The 19,224-nt window shown below is 35.4% G+C and carries 17 protein-coding genes; 10 read left to right on the forward strand and 7 right to left on the reverse strand.

Translation table 11 applies throughout. The features are described from left to right. Positions 1 to 57: 57 nt before the first annotated feature. The 9 genes from Xish_RS17340 (at position 58) to ttcA (ending at position 11,318) form a co-directional block, all read left to right on the forward strand. Positions 58 to 1,767 (forward strand): contractile injection system tape measure protein, encoded by a 1,710-nt coding sequence (locus tag Xish_RS17340; RefSeq protein WP_099119068.1) that lies wholly within the window; start codon positions 58 to 60, stop codon positions 1,765 to 1,767. A 72-nt stretch (positions 1,768 to 1,839) separates the two neighbouring features. After that, positions 1,840 to 2,514 (forward strand): Ig-like domain-containing protein, encoded by a 675-nt coding sequence (locus Xish_RS17345; RefSeq protein ID WP_099119069.1) that lies wholly within the window; start codon positions 1,840 to 1,842, stop codon positions 2,512 to 2,514. 342 nt (positions 2,515 to 2,856) lie between these two features. Further along, positions 2,857 to 3,903, forward strand: a complete 1,047-nt coding sequence (locus tag Xish_RS17350) for a hypothetical protein (protein WP_099119070.1) — start codon at positions 2,857 to 2,859, stop codon at positions 3,901 to 3,903. A gap of 178 nt (positions 3,904 to 4,081) precedes the next feature. Continuing rightward, positions 4,082 to 5,293 (forward strand): glycosyltransferase, encoded by a 1,212-nt coding sequence (locus Xish_RS17355; protein ID WP_099119071.1) that lies wholly within the window; start codon positions 4,082 to 4,084, stop codon positions 5,291 to 5,293. Positions 5,294 to 5,336: 43 nt separating this feature from the next. Continuing rightward, positions 5,337 to 6,392, forward strand: coding sequence for a hypothetical protein (locus Xish_RS17360; RefSeq protein WP_099119072.1), 1,056 nt, complete (start codon positions 5,337 to 5,339; stop codon positions 6,390 to 6,392). Positions 6,393 to 6,524: 132 nt separating this feature from the next. Further along, on the forward strand, positions 6,525 to 7,472 hold the full coding sequence (locus tag Xish_RS17365; protein ID WP_099119073.1) for a hypothetical protein: 948 nt from the start codon (positions 6,525 to 6,527) through the stop codon (positions 7,470 to 7,472). A 68-nt stretch (positions 7,473 to 7,540) separates the two neighbouring features. Continuing rightward, complete coding sequence (locus Xish_RS17370; protein ID WP_099119074.1) at positions 7,541 to 9,640, forward strand: ATP-binding protein; 2,100 nt, start codon at positions 7,541 to 7,543, stop codon at positions 9,638 to 9,640. 23 nt (positions 9,641 to 9,663) lie between these two features. After that, positions 9,664 to 10,281 (forward strand): Pvc16 family protein, encoded by a 618-nt coding sequence (locus Xish_RS17375; protein ID WP_099119075.1) that lies wholly within the window; start codon positions 9,664 to 9,666, stop codon positions 10,279 to 10,281. 143 nt (positions 10,282 to 10,424) lie between these two features. Continuing rightward, entirely contained in the window at positions 10,425 to 11,318 is an 894-nt protein-coding gene (ttcA, locus tag Xish_RS17380; protein ID WP_099119076.1) for a tRNA 2-thiocytidine(32) synthetase TtcA, read from the forward strand. A gap of 211 nt (positions 11,319 to 11,529) precedes the next feature. On the opposite strand, the gene zntB is transcribed toward ttcA, so the two are convergent. Then, complete coding sequence (zntB, locus tag Xish_RS17385) at positions 11,530 to 12,513, reverse strand: zinc transporter ZntB (RefSeq protein ID WP_099119077.1); 984 nt, start codon at positions 12,511 to 12,513, stop codon at positions 11,530 to 11,532. 252 nt (positions 12,514 to 12,765) lie between these two features. Here zntB and tpx point away from each other — a divergent pair, with 252 nt between their 5' ends. Then, positions 12,766 to 13,269 carry a thiol peroxidase gene (gene tpx / locus Xish_RS17390; protein WP_099119078.1) on the forward strand — a complete coding sequence of 168 codons (504 nt, stop codon included), beginning with the start codon at positions 12,766 to 12,768 and terminating at the stop codon, positions 13,267 to 13,269. 162 nt (positions 13,270 to 13,431) lie between these two features. On the opposite strand, the gene tyrR is transcribed toward tpx, so the two are convergent. The 6 genes from tyrR to pspA all read right to left on the reverse strand — a co-directional run bounded on the left by tyrR (position 13,432) and on the right by pspA (position 19,021). Then, a complete protein-coding gene (tyrR, locus tag Xish_RS17395) occupies positions 13,432 to 15,024 on the reverse strand; it encodes a transcriptional regulator TyrR (RefSeq protein ID WP_099119079.1) in 1,593 nt (530 codons plus the stop codon). Positions 15,025 to 15,150: 126 nt separating this feature from the next. Continuing rightward, complete coding sequence (locus Xish_RS17400; protein WP_099119080.1) at positions 15,151 to 16,239, reverse strand: YcjF family protein; 1,089 nt, start codon at positions 16,237 to 16,239, stop codon at positions 15,151 to 15,153. Then, a complete protein-coding gene (locus Xish_RS17405) occupies positions 16,236 to 17,633 on the reverse strand; it encodes a YcjX family GTP-binding protein (RefSeq protein WP_099119081.1) in 1,398 nt (465 codons plus the stop codon). Before Xish_RS17405 ends, Xish_RS17400 begins: the two co-directional genes overlap by 4 nt. Positions 17,634 to 17,727: 94 nt before the next feature. Then, positions 17,728 to 18,090, reverse strand: a complete 363-nt coding sequence (gene pspC / locus Xish_RS17410; RefSeq protein WP_099119082.1) for an envelope stress response membrane protein PspC — start codon at positions 18,088 to 18,090, stop codon at positions 17,728 to 17,730. Beyond that, entirely contained in the window at positions 18,090 to 18,317 is a 228-nt protein-coding gene (gene pspB / locus Xish_RS17415) for an envelope stress response membrane protein PspB (RefSeq protein WP_099119083.1), read from the reverse strand. Before pspB ends, pspC begins: the two co-directional genes overlap by 1 nt. A 32-nt stretch (positions 18,318 to 18,349) precedes the next feature. Next, positions 18,350 to 19,021 carry a phage shock protein PspA gene (pspA, locus tag Xish_RS17420; protein WP_099119084.1) on the reverse strand — a complete coding sequence of 224 codons (672 nt, stop codon included), beginning with the start codon at positions 19,019 to 19,021 and terminating at the stop codon, positions 18,350 to 18,352. Between the last annotated feature and the right edge of the window lie 203 nt (positions 19,022 to 19,224).

Genomic DNA, 19,224 nt, shown 5'->3' on the forward strand with positions numbered 1-19,224 from the left:
TATCATTGTAATATCGGCCTAAATCATCCTGATAAATTGATAATAACATGAAAAAGCATGATAAATAAAATCTCAATCTATATTGAATTCAATAATCAAAAAATAGCAAATGAAATTTTGCACAATTCCACTTTAAATAAACGCGATATAAAAAAAACGATTAATACATACTTTAAAAAATACGCCAGTGAACAACAAATAAAGCTAGAAACAGTGAACCTAAACCTTGGTGAAATATACCTTAATGAATTCAATTCAATATTCTTAATGTGTATTATGGATTCTCTTAATCATGTAATAGAGAAATCTCAAAAGAATAATAATACTGAAATCAACCATGAGAAAACTTCATATCAAGATATAAGTAATGAATCAAATTTATTAAAAAAAATCATTACAATTAACAATAATGAATTTATTTCACATTTACATCAGAAAATCGAACCATTAATAAGTGAAAAAATTAACAACCTAGCGCAATTAGTTAATATACAAATGAAAACAGATACAAAAAGAGAAATGTTATCTGGAGATACAGTAACACCTCTGTATCAAAACAATATTATCTATCCAGAAAAACTTATACTCAATGTTCTAAGATATATACAAAAAAACAACCTTCAGGGTATTAAAACAGTTTCATATCTTGAAACGGGAATAAATAATGGCACACTTAACTTAACTGATATTATAAATTTACTCTATAACATCATAGAACAGAACTCACTATTGAATGAATGGTTATCAATTTTATGGAAGACCCAGAAAATTTCACAATTTTACAAAAAACACCTACCTGAAAAAGAGTACACAAAATTATCCCAGCACTTTGACACTAAAAACACACCAGGTAATAGACCATTTTTACAGCAAACAATATCTACTGATGACACATTAACCGAGCTATTACAGACATTATCTGCTGTTAACAACGAAAATTTACCACAATTAACCCAAAATAAAATTACATCAATAACAGAAACCGTTTTACAAGAAAGCATTGAAATACAAAATATTCTTCACCTTTTTCAACATCCAGTATTATATAACTGGGTAAAATCAGACAGGCTAACACCATTGTGGCAATTAGCACCTATTTCAATATCGTATAAAAAATATTTTCCTACTAAGAATCCGCCGGTAATACAACAGAATTTTAGCATCAATGATATAAATAGCCATAAATCTGGTATAAAACCAGTAATTAATGATGTGACTTTCTATAATTCTGAAGCAGACAAAGTCTCATTAACTGAATTAAAATCCCCATATCAAATAAAGAATGCTGGAATACTCATTTTATGGCCAATGATATCTGCATTATTTAGACAGCTCAATCTATTTGATGGACAAAATTTCATCCATCTTCGGGCTCAATTTAAAGCAGTTTATTTCTTAGAATATCTAATTTGGGAAACTGGAGAAATTAAGATAGAAAAAAACAGGCTAAATAATGTGTTATGTGGATTACCAATTGAAGAAAATGTTATCACCACGCCGATAAAACGGGAAGAAAAATTGATAATAGAACAATGGTTAAACGCAATTATTTCTCAGATTCCTGTCTGGAAAAAACTTACTCATAATGATATTCGTCAACTGTTCTTACAACGCCCAGGAGAATTGTTAATTAATGAAAGAGAGTTCAATGTTACAATACAATGTCAACCGTTTGACATACTATTAACCGATTGGCCCTGGCCATTAAATATAGTAAAGATGCCTTGGTTAAATCATCCGTTATTAATAAAATGGAATGAATTTTAATTTTCACTAAAATTAAAATTCCAAATAAATAAAAACACTCATCTTAAATAAGATTAAATCAGGAAAGTAACCATGAAAGAAAATAATACAAATTATGCATCAGAGCACCGCACTATTACCTGGTTAGAATTCAATAAAACTGCAAAGCCAAATGAAGAAATAATTCAGGAAATTTATGTCTCTCCACCTGATGATAATATAGAAATCATATTTACTTTAGATAATCCTAATGTTGCTTTTAAAGAGCATGATGATGGTAATCCACAAAAATGGACTACCACAACAAACTCTTTAGGTCATAAACGTGTACATATTTGTTTAACTAGAGACATGGTATGCGAATTCACATTAAACGCACAACTTTTTAATTCCCCATCCAAACTCTCAGCTAATCCTTTATCGTTAGCATTTGTATCTGGACCACCGGCGAAAATCACCTTAGATATGTATGGTGTACAATATCACGTACATGTGAATTATTGCCGTCCCCATGTAGAATATTTCGTTGATTGTAAATATGATGAAGATCCTTATTATCCAGTAGCAGCGACAGTCCGAGATATTGATGGTTTTCCTGTACAAGGCGTGGATGTTTCTTTTACAATGGACTCTAATACATATAGAAGGACAACAAATAATTTTGGGGTAGCAAATTGTACATTTGATGGTATTTCTTATCTTCATACATATCATGTGACAGCACAAATAATAGGAACTTATATAGAAAATGATATCACTTTTCAATAATGTGTGATTCAATAAAAAACATCTTCCCTCTCTATAAGTAGAGAAAACACATTGATTGTATTTTAGCCTGTCCATGAGATTAAAAAACATTGATATATTTAAAATCAATCAATAATCTAAACAGTAAAAGTACTACCTTCATCTAAGGTGGCACTAATTTCCCCTAGAGGATTCATGATAAAATCTCTATAAATAATCCCCTAATATTTCTGCCACTCCGAAATCTAAAGATCAATAAATCAAAACTAAAATTTATTGCTGAATACACCAAGAAGCATAGGTTTCAATTAAGAAGAAAAGATATTTATTGAAAATAATACTATATTTTAACAGGAAAAAACCATGAAAGAAAAAAATATAAGACATACATTTAATTCCCAAGGTCTAACTTGGTTAGAAAATAAAAAATATGTATTACTAGAAGAAGAAATGATTCAAGAAATTTATGTCTCCCCTCCAGATGATAATCAGAAAGTCACATTTACTTTATTTAGTTTATCTAGTTCAGATAATTCCGATGTTGCTTTTAAAGAGCATGATAGCGGCAATCCACAAGAATGGACCACAACGACAAATGCCCTTGGCCATAAGCGGGTTTATATTCATTCAGTTAATCAGGAATCCTGCAAATTTGAACTAAATGCATTCTTCCCTACTCTTCATGCTAAACCTTTACTATTGCAATTTACTAATGAATCTCTTGCAGCAATTACACTAGCACAAAATATAATCGAAGACGAACCGAGTCTATTAACGGTATCATCTCAACCTCTAACTTGGATAGAGCTTGAGAAAACTGCATCATTAGAAGAAGAAATGATCCAAGAGATTTTTGTTTATCCCCCTGATGATAATATAAAAATTACATTTACTTTAGATAACCCCAATGTTGCTTTTAAGGATCATGATGATGGTAATCCACAAGAATGGACTACAATAACAAATGCCTTTGGTCATAAGCGCGTTCATATTCGTTCAGTTAATAAAGAACCTTGTATTTTTGTGTTACGCGCATTCTTTCCTGCTCCTCATTCTGAAACTTTATTATTAGAATTTAAAAAACTTCACTATGAAATTATACTCAATAACCACGAAATGAAAATTTTTGATCATAAACAATATAAAATAACAGGACGTTTAGTCTCTAGATTAGAAGGTTCAGATAACAGTGTTGGTATTTCCAATGCAGAATTAAATATAGAAACTGGCCCTGCGATTCTCGTTTCTGGGTCAATTACGATGACGGATAATAATGGTTACTTTAGTTTCACAATAACAGCGGGTTATTGTATGAATGAGCAAGGAGTGTGCGCTTCACTCATTGAAATACGGTCTAAGTATGCAATTACAGTAATGGAAATTATAAATTTTGCTAATTATCGAGGGTAAAATGTAGACTGATAAATGGTAAATATAACCCTCTAAGTTATCAATATTTTTACAATAAATTTCATAAAGCACTTTATTGATAAATATCAATAAAATTCAATTTAACTGATTTCGTAGTTAAATTAAGGTTATTTATATTATTAAATAAACATTGCCCTCATTTGATAGAGAATAATCTATGAATATTCCTAAAAAAATCCATTACTTCTGGACAGGAGATAAAATTCCAGAAAGTAATTTACGAAATATTATAGCGATAAAATATGAAAACCCTGGTTACATTGTAAATATTTGGGGAGAAAATAAAGATAAATCACTTATTTTAAAGACATTAAATTCACTTAAATTTAGAGCCGAAAAGGGTAACTTTGATATTGGTGACTTGTCAACCAACCTTATCTACAAGAACATTGATACAGCATTTAATATTTTATACGAAAATGTTGATCCAGATTGTTCACATAAACATTCTGGATGCTTTAAAAAAACCAATAACAATTCCATAAAACTTTCGGAAAAAAATAAAAAACGCTTTGGTGATCCTTTAGAATTAATGCGTTATTTACATCATGTCTATAAACTTCAACTACATGGGGTTTATTACAATTATGCATCAGCAAGTGATATTGCACGTTTAGTTATTTTATACACGGAGGGAGGAATATACCTTGATACTGATGTTAAATTGACTAACTCACAAATCATTAATTATATTGATGATGATCATACAATAAATTCCACCGAAAAGAATGATGCTATTAAAAACAAATCCAGATTTGATAAAATAGTGATCCACTCAGATATCGGTTTTGGTGACGTATCAGGAAAAGGATGGAAGAAAATAAACAGTGATACTATAACCACTATATTCGGAAATGCTATTATTTCAAGTCCTATTCAATCAAAAAAAGTGTTAGATATTTTATTCCACATATCTATGTCGTTGAAAAGACGCCATCTTGCCATTCAAATTAATCAACTTGATAAATCCCATAAAATAAATAAAATTATAATGTTAGAGAAAGAATTTGAAATTGACCGTAAAATAGATAATGCCTTAAAATATCATAAAAGAAACGAAATAAAAATGGATATGCGATGTAGTATACTTGATCCTATATGGAGAACAGGTTTTGTCGATGACAAAACTAAATCATTCCACAATAGACATAGAAATGAAAATATAGCATTAAAATGTGCTGAACGCCGTGTTCGTCATACAAAACAATTAACAGGTCCAGGTATATATTCAAATTTCTTCAATTTCAAAGGGAAAGTTCCCAAAAAATATCGAATTGAAAACAGTGATGAATATGATCTTTTCTTCGATGAAGTTGATGCTAAAAGCCCTTGGGCAATTATTAATATAAAAAAACGAAAATCAATATAGTGGATCATAAAATAAATATATGATTAAATCAACTGGAGGAATTATGGCTAAAAATGTTATTTTTCTATTTGGTATGTTAGAGGAAATTGAAAAATATATTGAAGAATCACTTAACTCAGAAAGCGGAAATGAAAATATTTACTTAACATTAGTATTGTTAACAGAAGCTTTAAACTTAGAAAGTATGGAAGGAATAAAGAAATTTTACTCAGATGAGAAGTTAGATATAAATGATGAAGTCTTGGAGAAGTTTAAAAAAAATTTAGAATTCTTTATTCAATTATCAACCAGCCTAATAGAGAAAAAAATTCAACTCAGTTCCATTAAAACAATGAATATGTTTTTTAAAACAAAACATTCTAAAGAGTTACTAGATAGTTTTTTAAATTATATACATAAAAATAAAGATAAATTATCAATTCAAAAAAGTCTCAAAAAACAAAAAGACAAAAAATCTGAAAATTATTGCGCTAGATTTTTCAATAAAAACACAAAAAACACTTCGATAGATATATATAATAACATTACCATATTTATTTGGATAAAAGAAATTATTAATATATTTATCAATAATGGAGACAAGGATGGATTCGAATTTCTAATGGATTTTAAAAAAAACAAAGAAATATACAAATATCATAATAAAATTTATAATGGTATTATAGATATTTTTAGAGTTGCCTTTATAAGGAAATTATCAAAACTAACATTATCATGGGTTGATGAGGAAACAAAAAAACCAGAAAATAACATTATAGATCGAATGAAATTCATTACTGATTATATCAATGATTCTGATTATGCTGATGATATTCCCTATATTGATAATGACAATTACGTTGATAATAACAATTACACCACTAATGTTAATGATTTTTTGCAAAGTAGAAGCTTAAATAATATCGATCACTATAGTGACAGAATAAATATAAGTTATAAAACTATCGGAAAAAATTACTATCCGATTACCTTTTCAGAATATCACCGTTTTTCAAGAGATTATTCCCAAAATGAGAAAATGGAAAAAGAAAATATAAATATCCGTGAATTAGCAAAAAGAAAAGTATGGAATAAATTAGTTCCGATTAGTTCCGATTAGTAATCATCTTTCTCCTGTCACCCTTAATAATGGGCAGAAAAAACTCCTAAAAGGAAGTGTTTTTACGTAATTTATTAACTTTAAATTTAACTTCAATAAATCATGATATAAAGTCTAACTATTAGGAAAATTATGAAACAGAATATTGTTTTTTTATTTGGCACAAATGACTCAATCACGAAATACATTGATGAGACACTAAATTCAGAGAGAATTTATGAACACCATAATGCATACGTGTTATTATCTTTATTAAACAAGATTTTAGGAATAGAAAATATACATGAAATAAGTAATTTTTTTTCAAATGACGAATTAAAGTCGAAAAAAAAAGTTGACTATTTTCAATCTGTGGGATTTAGCTCAGATGTCAAATTAATGATTAATGATTTAATTAAAGAGGAAAATAAAGAAAAATTTAAAAAAAATAAAGACATATATATAAATTATGATCTTTCTGAAAATCTATTGGAAAGATGGCTGAAATATATTTATGAACATAGAGATAAATTATCAATTCAAAAAAGTCTCGAAAAAAAACGAACTAGATCTCCCCAAAAATATAAAATTGAATTTTTAAATAAAAACATGAAAAGCAATGTAGAAAGATCAGATTATGAAGCATTCTTCAAAATTATTGGGGAAATTTTCAATGAATTCATCCAGCATGGAGATAAAGCTGGGTTCAAATTTTTAGTAGCTCTTAGTGAAGATGATACTTATAAAAATAAGAAATTTATTATATATATTAATGCCTGTTTTGTTAAAGCATTCACAAGAAAAATGTCCAAATTAGCATTAGACTGGGTTAATGAAGAAACTGAATTCGGTAAACAGAACTCTATTATCAATAGTATGAGATTCATCACCGATTACATTGATGATACTCGAGATGATAATCAGCGTATGAGTCTAGATAATACCGAGACCTATAAAAATAGAAAAAATTTAAGCTACGACACTATCGGTTACAGTTATTATCCAATTACTTTTTCAGAATATCGCTATTTTAAAAAACAAAATTATCTTAAAAATAAAAATATAATAACAACACAAACAAATAAACAAATAAACAAATAAATAAACAACATAAAATGTAAGTAAAAATCGTTATCCATATACTCTTCCAGAATATCGAGATTTAATATATGAAAATTAAATTGGAAAATAATAATATATCTATTGATATATTATCAAGATTAAAAAACGTATATCATCATATAGAACGAATTGATTTACAATTACAATACTATTTCTATCAGAACAAATGCGATTTATATGATATATTACCAGAAGAATTTTTACTCTCTAAAGATGAAATAAAGCAACGCCTAAAGAAACCTTTAGGAATTCCACATTGGTTAGATCTTGAAAAAAATGATATTCTTATATCTCAAGAGATTTCTCCTCCCCATACCTTTAATGTAATATCACAATTGACTGATCGCTTTGGGCTCACTGAATTTGAGCGAGATGTTTTATTATTAGGTTTATTACCCTATTTTGACGACCGCTATCATATAATGTTTTCTATTCTAAATGGTAATAGCCAAAGGAACTGGCCCTGTCTATCTCTGGCAATTAACCTATTCAGTCAACACACAAATGATAAGCAATTACTACAAAATAATTTTTTACCGCAAAATTCATTAATCAAAAATAACCTATTACTATTTAAAAATAGTGAAGAAATTATCTTATCGAAAACACAATTTTTAACCCATAATACAGTCTGGTATTTTTTATTAGGGCAGAAAATAGTATTGCTTCCATTAATAAATTTTTCTTACTGGCATACCTCTACTTTACAAACGTGGTTTCCACCAACACTTTATCATTCACTGAAAAATATATTATTAATCGAAACGGATAAAAATTTCCCATTAGTTATACTTAGAGGTAAACAAAATAGTGCCAGGGAATTAGCTGTCAGTAATATTATGATGTTTCATGGCATTAGCACTTTAATTCTGGATTTAGCACGATTGCCAGAAGAGGAATATTCAAACTCAATAACTAATTTAATAGCAGATGCAATACGGGAAGTTAAATTACATGACGCTTGTTTATTAATTCGCAATGCTTATTTAATAACTGAAAAATATAAAATATGGCATAATGAGTTATCCTTTCTTTTCAATCAACACAAATTACGTGTAATTCTTCTGACGGAGCTACAAAATCCATTGATATGGATTAAAAATATACCAATAGTAAAAATCGACATGCCTGTTTTTACTTTCTCAGATAAAAAAACTATGCTACAAGTTAACTTACCTGATAATTCCTTACAAGAAGAAAATATAATTCAGCTATGCCGGCGTTTTTCATTTACTCCAGAGACATTACCATTAATTCTTGAAGAAGCTACTCAATACCAAATGTTACGGCAATCAACAGGTCAATTGGAAGAAATTGATTTACGACAGGCATTGAATTTTCGTGCCCAACAAAATTTTGGTGCTCTGGCTCAACGTATCACACCTAAACGTAGCTTTAAAGATCTCATCGTTTCAAATGTATTAGAACAACAACTAAAAGAAATTGTTGCAGCTATGCATTATCGTGAACATGTTCTTACCGAAGGTTTTCTGGAAAAAATAAATTATGGAACAGGTATCAGCGCCTTATTTTATGGTGAATCAGGAACTGGCAAGACCATGGCGGCTGAGGTTATTGCAGAACAACTTGGTGTAGATCTAATTAAAGTTGATCTTTCTACTGTTGTAAATAAATATGTTGGTGAAACAGAAAAAAACATCTCACAAATATTCGAATTGGCTGAGTCAGATTCTGGAGTCCTATTTTTTGACGAAGCCGATGCGCTATTTGGTAAACGAAGTGAGATCAAAGATGCTCGTGACAGATATGCAAATACCGAAGTTTCTTACTTGTTACAACGATTGGAAAATTATCCGGGATTAGTTATTTTAGCCACTAACAATCGTAGCCATTTAGATAATGCATTTTATCGAAGATTGACTTTTATTACTCGTTTTACTTATCCTGATGAAAAATTACGTGAAAAAATGTGGCAGATTATTTGGCCAAAAGCATTTAAATTATCTGACGATATTGATTTTTCTCATCTATCTAAAAAATCTGATTTGACAGGTGCCAATATTAGAAATATAGCTTTATTATCTTCAATCCTATCAAAAAATGAACACTGTGAAAAAATAGAAAATAAGCATATTGAACGCGCCATTATACTTGAACTAAATAAAATTGGCCGACTAACTTTCTAGAATTTAACAATATTGGAATTAATATGACAAATGTAATCATACCTGACAATATTATCATTACCATAAATGAATCGTTATTTTCCATTCTAAATCAATATTTAAATGCTAAGGGTAATAATATTGATATCCGTTTTGACTTACCAGAAATTAACTCCATTCAATCAGAACCAACAGTCAGTGTATTTCTTTACGATATACATGAAGATCTACAGTTGCGTTCTTCTGAAGCCAGAAGTTACGATTATGTAAGAAAAGTATTATCACCAGGTTGGATTAACATAAATTGCAACTATTCAATTACCTACTGGGATGTTAGTAAACCGTCAAATGATAGCTCTAGTCCCGACAGCAAACCTGATAATCAGGCCATACAAGTTATGACTCGCGTTTTAAGTGCGCTGGTTAATAACCGACAATTAAAAGATATACCTCATTCATACACTAAGGTGATACCACCACAAGAAAATTTCAATAGCCTGGGAAATTTTTGGCAAGCGCTTGGTAATCGCCCTCGCCTCTCCTTGTTTTATTCCATTACAGTGCCGATGAAACTTCAAGATATCGAACATGACCTTATGCCAGTCGAAAAAATATCATCTATTGTTACACCAGATGTGAAAGCAGAAAATCAACCAGATTAAAAGTAATTCATTAACCACCGCTAATAACGATGTTGGTCACAGATATGTTTCAAACAAAAAGAAAAATCCGTATAATCCAGCCCCTGCAAAGGAACCGTATAGGAAATCTACAGCCGGTATAATCGGCAATGTGAGAAGTCGCAATGAATCAAAAAGATACGAGAAAAGAGACACTTGAATTCAACAAACTCCAGAAACGCCTGAGGAGAAACGTTGGTAATGCCATCATTGATTACAATATGATTGAAGACAATGATGTTGTAATGGCATGTATCAGTGGTGGCAAAGATTCATTCGCGATGTTAGATATCCTGTTGAATCTGCAAAAAGCGGCACCAATAAAATTCAAAGTCGTTGCAGTGAACCTTGATCAGAAACAGCCGGGTTTTCCTGAGCATATTTTACCCCAATATTTTGAAAGCCTGGATATTCCCTACTACATTGTCGATAAAGATACCTACTCAGTGGTTAAAGAAAAAATCCCTGAAGGTAAAACGACCTGTGGATTGTGTTCAAGACTGCGTCGCGGCACGCTCTACTCTTTTGCAGAAAAAATCGGGGCAACAAAAATTGCACTTGGGCATCATCTCGATGACATCGTTGAAACGCTGTTTCTGAATATGTTCCACGGCGCACGTATGAAAGCGATGCCACCAAAGTTACGCTCTGACGATGGTCGTAATGTCGTCATCAGGCCGCTGGCCTATTGTCGGGAAACAGACCTGATTCAATATGCGGAAAACAAAAAATTCCCAATCATTCCTTGCAATTTATGTGGTTCTCAGGAAAACCTACAGCGGCAGGCAATCAAAGCAATGCTGGTAGATTGGGATAAGAAAACACCAGGTCGGGTAGAGAATATTTTTAAGTCGATTCAAAATGTTAGCCCAAGCCAATTAGCAGACAAAACACTTTTCGATTTTGTCAGCTTACCATTACATCGTGAGGGAGAAAGGGACGAGTATGCTTTTAACGAAGCAGTGGTATCGTCAACGAATATTGATGAGTCAATGTTTATCGATGTAACAAACATTTAAAAATAAGCGGCCTTTGTACAGGCTGCTTAAACTCTGGCAAAAAAATAGCCGATACTAAAACAAGTATCGGCATAATTAATGAGCAATTATTCTGTATAAAACTCAATATGAGAAAAACTACAATTATGGAGCACAACGTTCAACGTTGTCTTCACCTGCGGAACCTATAGTGCCTTAATCATAGGCATCAGTTATTGATTTATCTCAAATCTTATAGCCATTTGCTCCGCCTTAACCACCACGCAAAAGCCACCATTAATAATGACAATAAAAGAGTGAACAAACCGAATCCAAAGCGATACTCATTGCCTGGTATTCCCCCTAAATTGACACCGAATAATCCCGTCAAAAAAGTGGTGGGCAAAAATACCATCGCCAATAAAGACATCATATAAGTGCGGCGGTTCATGGCATCCGCCATCATGGAAGTGATTTCATCAGCAAGAACTGCGGTTCGGGCAATACTCCCATCAAGATCATCGATCCCCCTTCCCAATCGGTCAGCAATTTCCTGCATTAAACGACGCTCTTCATCATTCATCCAGGGTAATTTCTCACTGGCCAAACGGATAAAAATATCCCGCTGTGGTGCCATATATCGGCGCAGAACGATTAACTGTTTACGCAGTAATACCAATTCTCCGCGCCCAGGAACTTTCTGTTCCAGAATATCATCTTCGAACTCAATCAGATTATCATGTAACTTTTCAATAAAGTCATTGGCTTCATCAGTAATGGCTCCGGCTATTTCTACCAGCCAATTTCCTGTACTTTTCGCACCAACACCATTATGCAAATCATCCAAAATTTGATCGATGGAATGAATTTTTCGATGGCGGCTGGAGATAATCATTTTGTCATTAATATAGATGCGAAACGAAACCAGATGATCGGGACGCGCATTATTATTACGGTTCACCGATCTCAAGGTAATTAAAGTTCCTTCACCTGTACGCACTACCTTTGGACGAATATTTTCACTCACTAACCCGTCCTTGACCGGAAACGGGAGCAAGGTTGTATTCATGATCCATTGATGACTGTCCGGATCTTTATAATCGAGATGTTGCCAAACAGGCTGCTCTGATGTTACGGGTGAATCGTCCCCAAATGCCGTGATACCTCCCTTGCCATTTAATTGACAGGCATAAATTGCATTTGAACCTTTAAATACCGAGCCATAGATCGTTTCCACATCTGCTCCTTGTTTGTACTTAAATTTCGTGCTGACTCTTCATCGCTTAATTGTATTTCCGGATGATATACACGGTACGACTATAGGAAACATTTTCCTTGCGTGCCTAATAATTGTTCTAAAAATAAATTATAAGACATTGTTAATTAAACGAAGGGAGAGTATTTCTGAACATTACATCTATTTTTGTGGGCAAGATCGCACTATTCCTTTACACTGACGACGCAGTTTACTTTATAGAAGGATTAAACCATGACACAAACAGTCAAGTTTCAAGGTGGTGATATCACCGTTAGCGGAGATTTTCCACAAGCAGGTCAGGCAGCAAAAGAATTTACGCTAGTCGCTAAAGATCTTGCTGATGTAACATTGAGCCACTACGCGGGTAAACGTAAAGTGCTTAATATTTTCCCAAGCATTGATACCGGTGTTTGTGCCACATCTGTCCGTAAATTCAACCAACTTGCCAGTGAATTAGACAATACTGTCGTACTGTGCATTTCAGCAGACTTGCCTTTTGCTCAGTCTCGTTTTTGTGGTTCTGAAGGGTTGTCGAATGTTGTCACTCTTTCTACGCTTCGAGGTGGTAAATTTCAGGAAGATTACGGCGTTGCAATAAGTGAGGGTCCATTGGCTGGACTGACTGCACGTGCTGTTGTTGTTCTGGATGAAAATAACCAGGTTATTTATAGCCAGCTTGTTGATGAAATCACCAATGAACCTGACTATGACAGTGCATTAGCCGCATTGAAATAATTGTTTTATGATTGCTTTGGTTTTTCAACACAGCAACGCATTTTCTAAGACTTAGTCTTTAAAGCGCATTTCCTGGCGATGATAAAATCACAATTAGTTATTTTATCGTCGCCAGCTTATTTTATATATTGAATATGGTTAAAAGCAGTAATACCTCAGTGATTATTCATCGTCTTCATGTTCAACCAAGTGTCTCTTACCACTTAGACCATATTCCCGTAATTTATTGGCTATTGCCGTGTGAGAAACCCCAAGCCGTTTTGCCAGCTTACGTGTACTAGGATAATGGCGATAAAGACGTGTCAGTACAGAGCGTTCAAAACGCTTACTGATTTCATCCAAAGAACCCACCAGAATATCTTCATTAAATGTTACCTCAGCTTCTAGTTCCGGTAACCGGATATCCTGCGGGGTTAGTTTGTTATTCTCAAGTTGAGTCAATGCCTGATATATCGCATTGCGAAGCTGTCTAACATTGCCTGGCCAATGATAACCACACAAAAATTGCTCTAAGCCAGCAGAGAACTTAGGTTTATGCAAGCCCTGTTCTTGCGCAAAACGTGTTACAAAATAGTCCGCCAATGGCATGATATCCGCCTGACGTTCCCGCAAAGGAGGTAATGTGATGGTTAAGACATTCAGCCGATAATAGAGGTCTTCACGGAACTCTCCTTTTTGTACCAACTCAATTAAATTTTTCTGAGTGGCACAAATGATTCGGACATTCACCTTAACTTCACTTTCTTCACCAACACGACGGAAAGTTCCATCATTCAAGAAACGAAGTAATTTAATCTGCATCTGCGGCGACATTTCACCAATTTCATCTAATAAAACCGTCCCGCCATTAGCCTGTTCAAAGAAACCTTTTTTGCCCTCCAATGCATTGGGATAGGCTCCCGCCGCATAACCAAACAGCTCACTTTCTACAACATCATCTGGCATGGAAGCACAATTTAACCCAAGAAAAGGCTGTTTTCCCCTTGCACTGCGTAAATGACAAGCTTTAGCAAATTCATCTTTTCCCGTCCCTGTCTCACCAACAAGCAACAAGGGAACATCAAGAACTGCCATTTTGCGAGCTTGCTCAACGATATGAACCATTTTAGGGCTGACAGCAATAATCTGTTCAAAAGCGTCATCATCATTTACGGTTAATTTTTTGCGTAGTGACTCAATATGCGCCGTTGGATGGTTTTCACCAGAACGCAACATAATTACGGCACCTACGCATCTAACAACTTGATTTTCATCCATTAATTGCATAGGAATAATATTCATTCCATAATCTTGCCCTTTAATGGATAATTGCGCTGAATGTGGTTGATGATGCTCACTTTCAAGCCAGCGAAGAAAATTGTAATTGCTAATCAGATGACCAATGTTTTTTTGGCTAATTTTTTCTTTACTGACACCAAACCATGCTAAAGCAGCGGAGTTAACCAGTTCAACATTGCCTTTCATATCAATAGAAAAGATAGGTTCAGGAACTGATTCCAACAGTGTCCACATCGCCCTATGCTCTTTCTCTGACGGCATAAAGGCAACGGTTCTGACATCAATAACGCCATTAATACGGCGAATTTCTGCCATCAATTCACGGAACATATTGAAATCAATTTGAGTAAAATTAAGGTAAATACGACTTGCAGGAGAAATTTCAATTCCTTTCAGGTCAATATTTCGTAAAACGAGTAAATCAAGTAATTCGCGGGTTAACCCAATTCGATCCTGACAAGTCACTTCCAATCGCATTTTTCTGACCTTATTTACACGATGTTTTTAACTGCCTGAATGTTACCTGTTACTATCCAATAGATGAAGCCTTGTCAGAAAAAGTTTACAAGAAAGTAAGATGTCAAGCTGGCATGACAATCGCCATTAGCTGGCCACTTTGCTGTTAGCCGTGTCTTTGGCTGTACTTTTGTTTTTCATTGGTAACGTACTTTTAAGCTGGGTAAGCAATTGGTGACGAAAATCCCCTAACTTCGGTTTATCTCCATCAATCCACGGCAAAGGCCGACATAATTCCATTGCCTTGATGCCCAAACGAGCTGTGAGTAATCCGGCTCCAATCCCTTGTGCAGCACGTGCAGAAAGACGAGCGGCAATATCCTGTGACAACCAGTCCATACCCACTTCCCTGATTAATTCTGATGCTCCTGCAAAGGCAATATTCAGCAATACCAACCGAAATAAGCGGATGCGGCTAAAATAGCCTAACTCGATGCCATAAAGCGCTGCAATACGATTGATAAGGCGAATATTTCTCCATGCAATAAAGGCCATATCCACAATAGCCAATGGACTGACCGCGATCATCAACGCCGATTCCGCAGCAGAGCGACTGATCTCTTGTTTAGCTTGTGTATCCAAGGCTGGTTGAACTAATTTACTGTATAGCATGACAATTTCACGATCATTGTGGGTTTCATGCACGGCAGCTTGCCAACGCTGTAATGCCGGATGTTGTTGCCCAATTCCGGCCTGTTCTGCTAATTTTTCACAAAATTGCTTTCCCTTGCCGATACCGTGACTTTGCAATAATATTTTCGCAGTATCTCGTTCTTCTGTACGCTGCCGCAAATGGTAAAGGCGTCGCCATTCCTTGATCACACTACCTATTCCTGCAAACACAATCATGCCGCCTGCTGCGGCGATCCCCAGGGCAATCCAGTCATGTTGCTGCCATGCCTGGTATATCCACTGAATACATTGGGCAACAACACTCATCCCCAACAACAAGACAGCACTGGAAAAAACTTTTCGCCAAAAACTGCGTTTCGGTTTCAGTACTGCATTCACCGCACCTTCAAATTCACTTTCCTTCTCTTCTGCTTCCAGCTCTGACATAACCGGATAGAATTCTTTTTCCTGTCCAGCGAATTCTTTTTTTGCTTTTAGTGGTGGTTCGGACGATGTTTGTACAAGGTCGTCAAAATCCATTCGCGGTTTCAAAGGTTCAGTCATGTTAATTTGTCTCCCAATAAAAATTCCATCACGCTATCCATGCGGATATGGGGTAACGGTGTGTTGACATCGACGGGTTTTGGTCGGAATGATTCGAAATGAAATCCTTGTTTTTGCCAGAATTCACTATTCGGCAAGCGCTGTGGCACTTCTCCCGGAAAAAATGTCAATAACTTATCATCTGACAAACGGTTACCCTTGATGGCAGGGATTTTTTCACCTTTATGCATAACAACGCCGCTCTCTGTTGCCTGAACAGATGCAAGCCCGACACAATCCATGCTGCTCCCTTCAAACGCCGCATTTTGCCACGCTTCCTGTACCAAGTGCTGTAAGAGTGAAACAAGATTGGCATGTTGATCTGGCGTAATGTGATCAGATTTGCTGGCAGCAAACAGCAATTTATCGATGCAAGGCGAGAATAAACGACGAAACAGTGTTCGTTTACCATAATGAAAACTCTGCATCAGTTGCGTCAATGCAAGCCGCATATCATTGAACGCTTGCGAACCACTGTTCAATGGTTGCAAGCAATCCACCAGAACAATTTGCCGATCAAAACGCAGAAAATGCTCTTTATAGAATGCCTTAACAATATGATCGCAGTAATAAGCAAAACGTTCACGCAACATGCCTATATTGGTCTGTTTATCCGCCTTTGCGAGTTGCGCTTCCCCGATGCTGTCAATATCTGGCCACGGGAAGAATTGCAGCGCGGGTGCTCCCGCCAGATCCCCCGGCAAGATAAAACGGCCAGGTTGGATAAAATGCAAACCCTGCTGTTTACATTGATGTAGGTAATCCGTATAAGCCTGAGCGATTCTGGCAAGTAAGTTTTCATCAACAGGCGCCAATGGATCACATTGCTGGCATAACGCTAACCATGACTTCGCCCAATTTGCTCTTTCCCCTTTCAGTAATCCGTGCATATGCCGTGACCACGCCAGATAACTTTGTTCCAGCATGGGTAAATCCAATAACCATTCGCCCGGATAATCGACAATTTCCAGATAAAGAGTAGAAGTTTCTTTAAGGTAACGAAACAGGGAATCTTCAGAACGATAACGCAATGCTAAGCGTATTTCACTCACACCGCGCGTTGGCGTCGGCCAGTCAGGGGGAGTGTTATATAATTCTGTGACGTTCTCATCATAGGTAAACCGAGGCACCCCAAAATCTCGCTGGGGCACCCGTTTCACACCGAGTAAGCGTCCATCGCGCACAGCAGAAAACAGCGGCAATCTGGCTCCGCTGTGAACATGCAGAAGTTGGTTTACCAAAGAAGTAATAAAGGCGGTTTTTCCGCTGCGACTTAACCCTGTTACCGCCAGCCGCAAATGACGATCCATTCCACGATTAACGAGCGCTGTCAATTCGTTTTGCAACCGTTTCATGTTTCTCCTAAATGGGAATACTGTGAATCAGTCTTATCCGGCCTGTAATATCGGCAAAATTTAACATTATTTTCACTGTTACAGGCCTGCACGCTCAGAGCTGACGAAAACGGCTGCGCACATTGTAAGTATCAGAAGTCACATAGCGTTCCATTTGACGCAAACGTGCTTCGCTTGCCTTCAATTGGTAATCTATTTCGTCCAACATCTTCTGTGCTGAGGGCTTTCTATACTTTTCCTCTGCTGAATATCCCGCAGGTGCGGGATCCATGACAAAAGTCAAGATAATATAAGCCAGTACCGTTATGCCAAATAATCCAAAGAACAACGATAATACTGTGATGGTACGAATAAGCGGAGCGGGTACGTCAAAATAATCTGCCAATCCGGCACACACTCCTTTAACCATCCCCTGATCTGGCAGGCGGTATAGTTTTCGGCGGTATTGATTTGACATTATGACTGCCTCCAATTTGGATGTTCTGCGTCAAGGATCTCTTCTAACGTTTTGATTCGCTCCTGCATACGTCTGGCGTTCTCCGTCAACTGTTCCAAACGCTGAATTTCACTGTTCCCTAATTGATCCCGATTACTGTTCCGGTTGCTGTAATGCAGCCACAACCAGATGGGTAAGACAAAAAGCACAAAAATGATCAGCGGGATACCAAGAAATATATAGCCCATTATCTTTCCTTAGTTATGTATGACATATGTCATCATTGAGAATCTTTGATATTCATTTTAGCTTTCAAGGCCGCTAATTGTGCACTGATTTCATCATCTGCCTTCAATTCTGCAAATTGCTGATCGAGTGATTTCTGTTTACCCAATCCAAAAGCTTCTGCTTCCGCTTCCATGTGGTCTATCCGGCGTTCAAACTGTTCGAAGCGTGCCATTGCCTCATCGATTTTACCGCTATCCAACTGACGGCGTACCTGACGTGAAGATGCCGCGGCCTGATGACGTAGTGCCAATGATTGTTGTCTCGCACGGGCTTCTGTCAATTTGTTTTCCAGCTCACTGACTTCGCCTTTAATGCGTTCCAGTGTCTCATCCAGAATGGATAATTCGTGTGTTAGCGTTCCAACTAAGCTACTGACTTTCTGTTTCTCCATTAACGCTGCTCGCGCTAAATCTTCTTTACCCCTGCTCAGCGCCAGTTCAGCTTTTTCTTGCCAGCCATCGTTCTGATGTTCACCCATGCTGATGCGACGCAAAAGCTGTTTTTTCTCTGCCAGTGTACGGGCAGAGGTCGAGCGGATTTCCACCAGTGTGTCTTCCATTTCCTGAATCATCAAGCGGATCATTTTCTGTGGATCTTCTGCTTTATCCAACAGAGAAGAAATATTGGCATTCACGATATCAGCAAAACGAGAAAAAATACCCATAGTCATAAACCTCTTTCATTAGAATATATATATGTTATGCCTGCGTACTGTTAAAACGGATACAAGATACACGCTAAGATACTTAACTAAATACAAAATACATGCCAACTTTCTTGTCTTTATCATCCTATTGAAATAGTTGAGATATTTTTTATTTGCGTTTTTATTGCAATCCGTTAATTTAGTCAAGTTGACCAATTTCT

It is taken from the genome of Xenorhabdus ishibashii (genome assembly GCF_002632755.1).
In the GTDB taxonomy this organism is placed as follows: Bacteria; Pseudomonadota; Gammaproteobacteria; order Enterobacterales; family Enterobacteriaceae; genus Xenorhabdus; species Xenorhabdus ishibashii.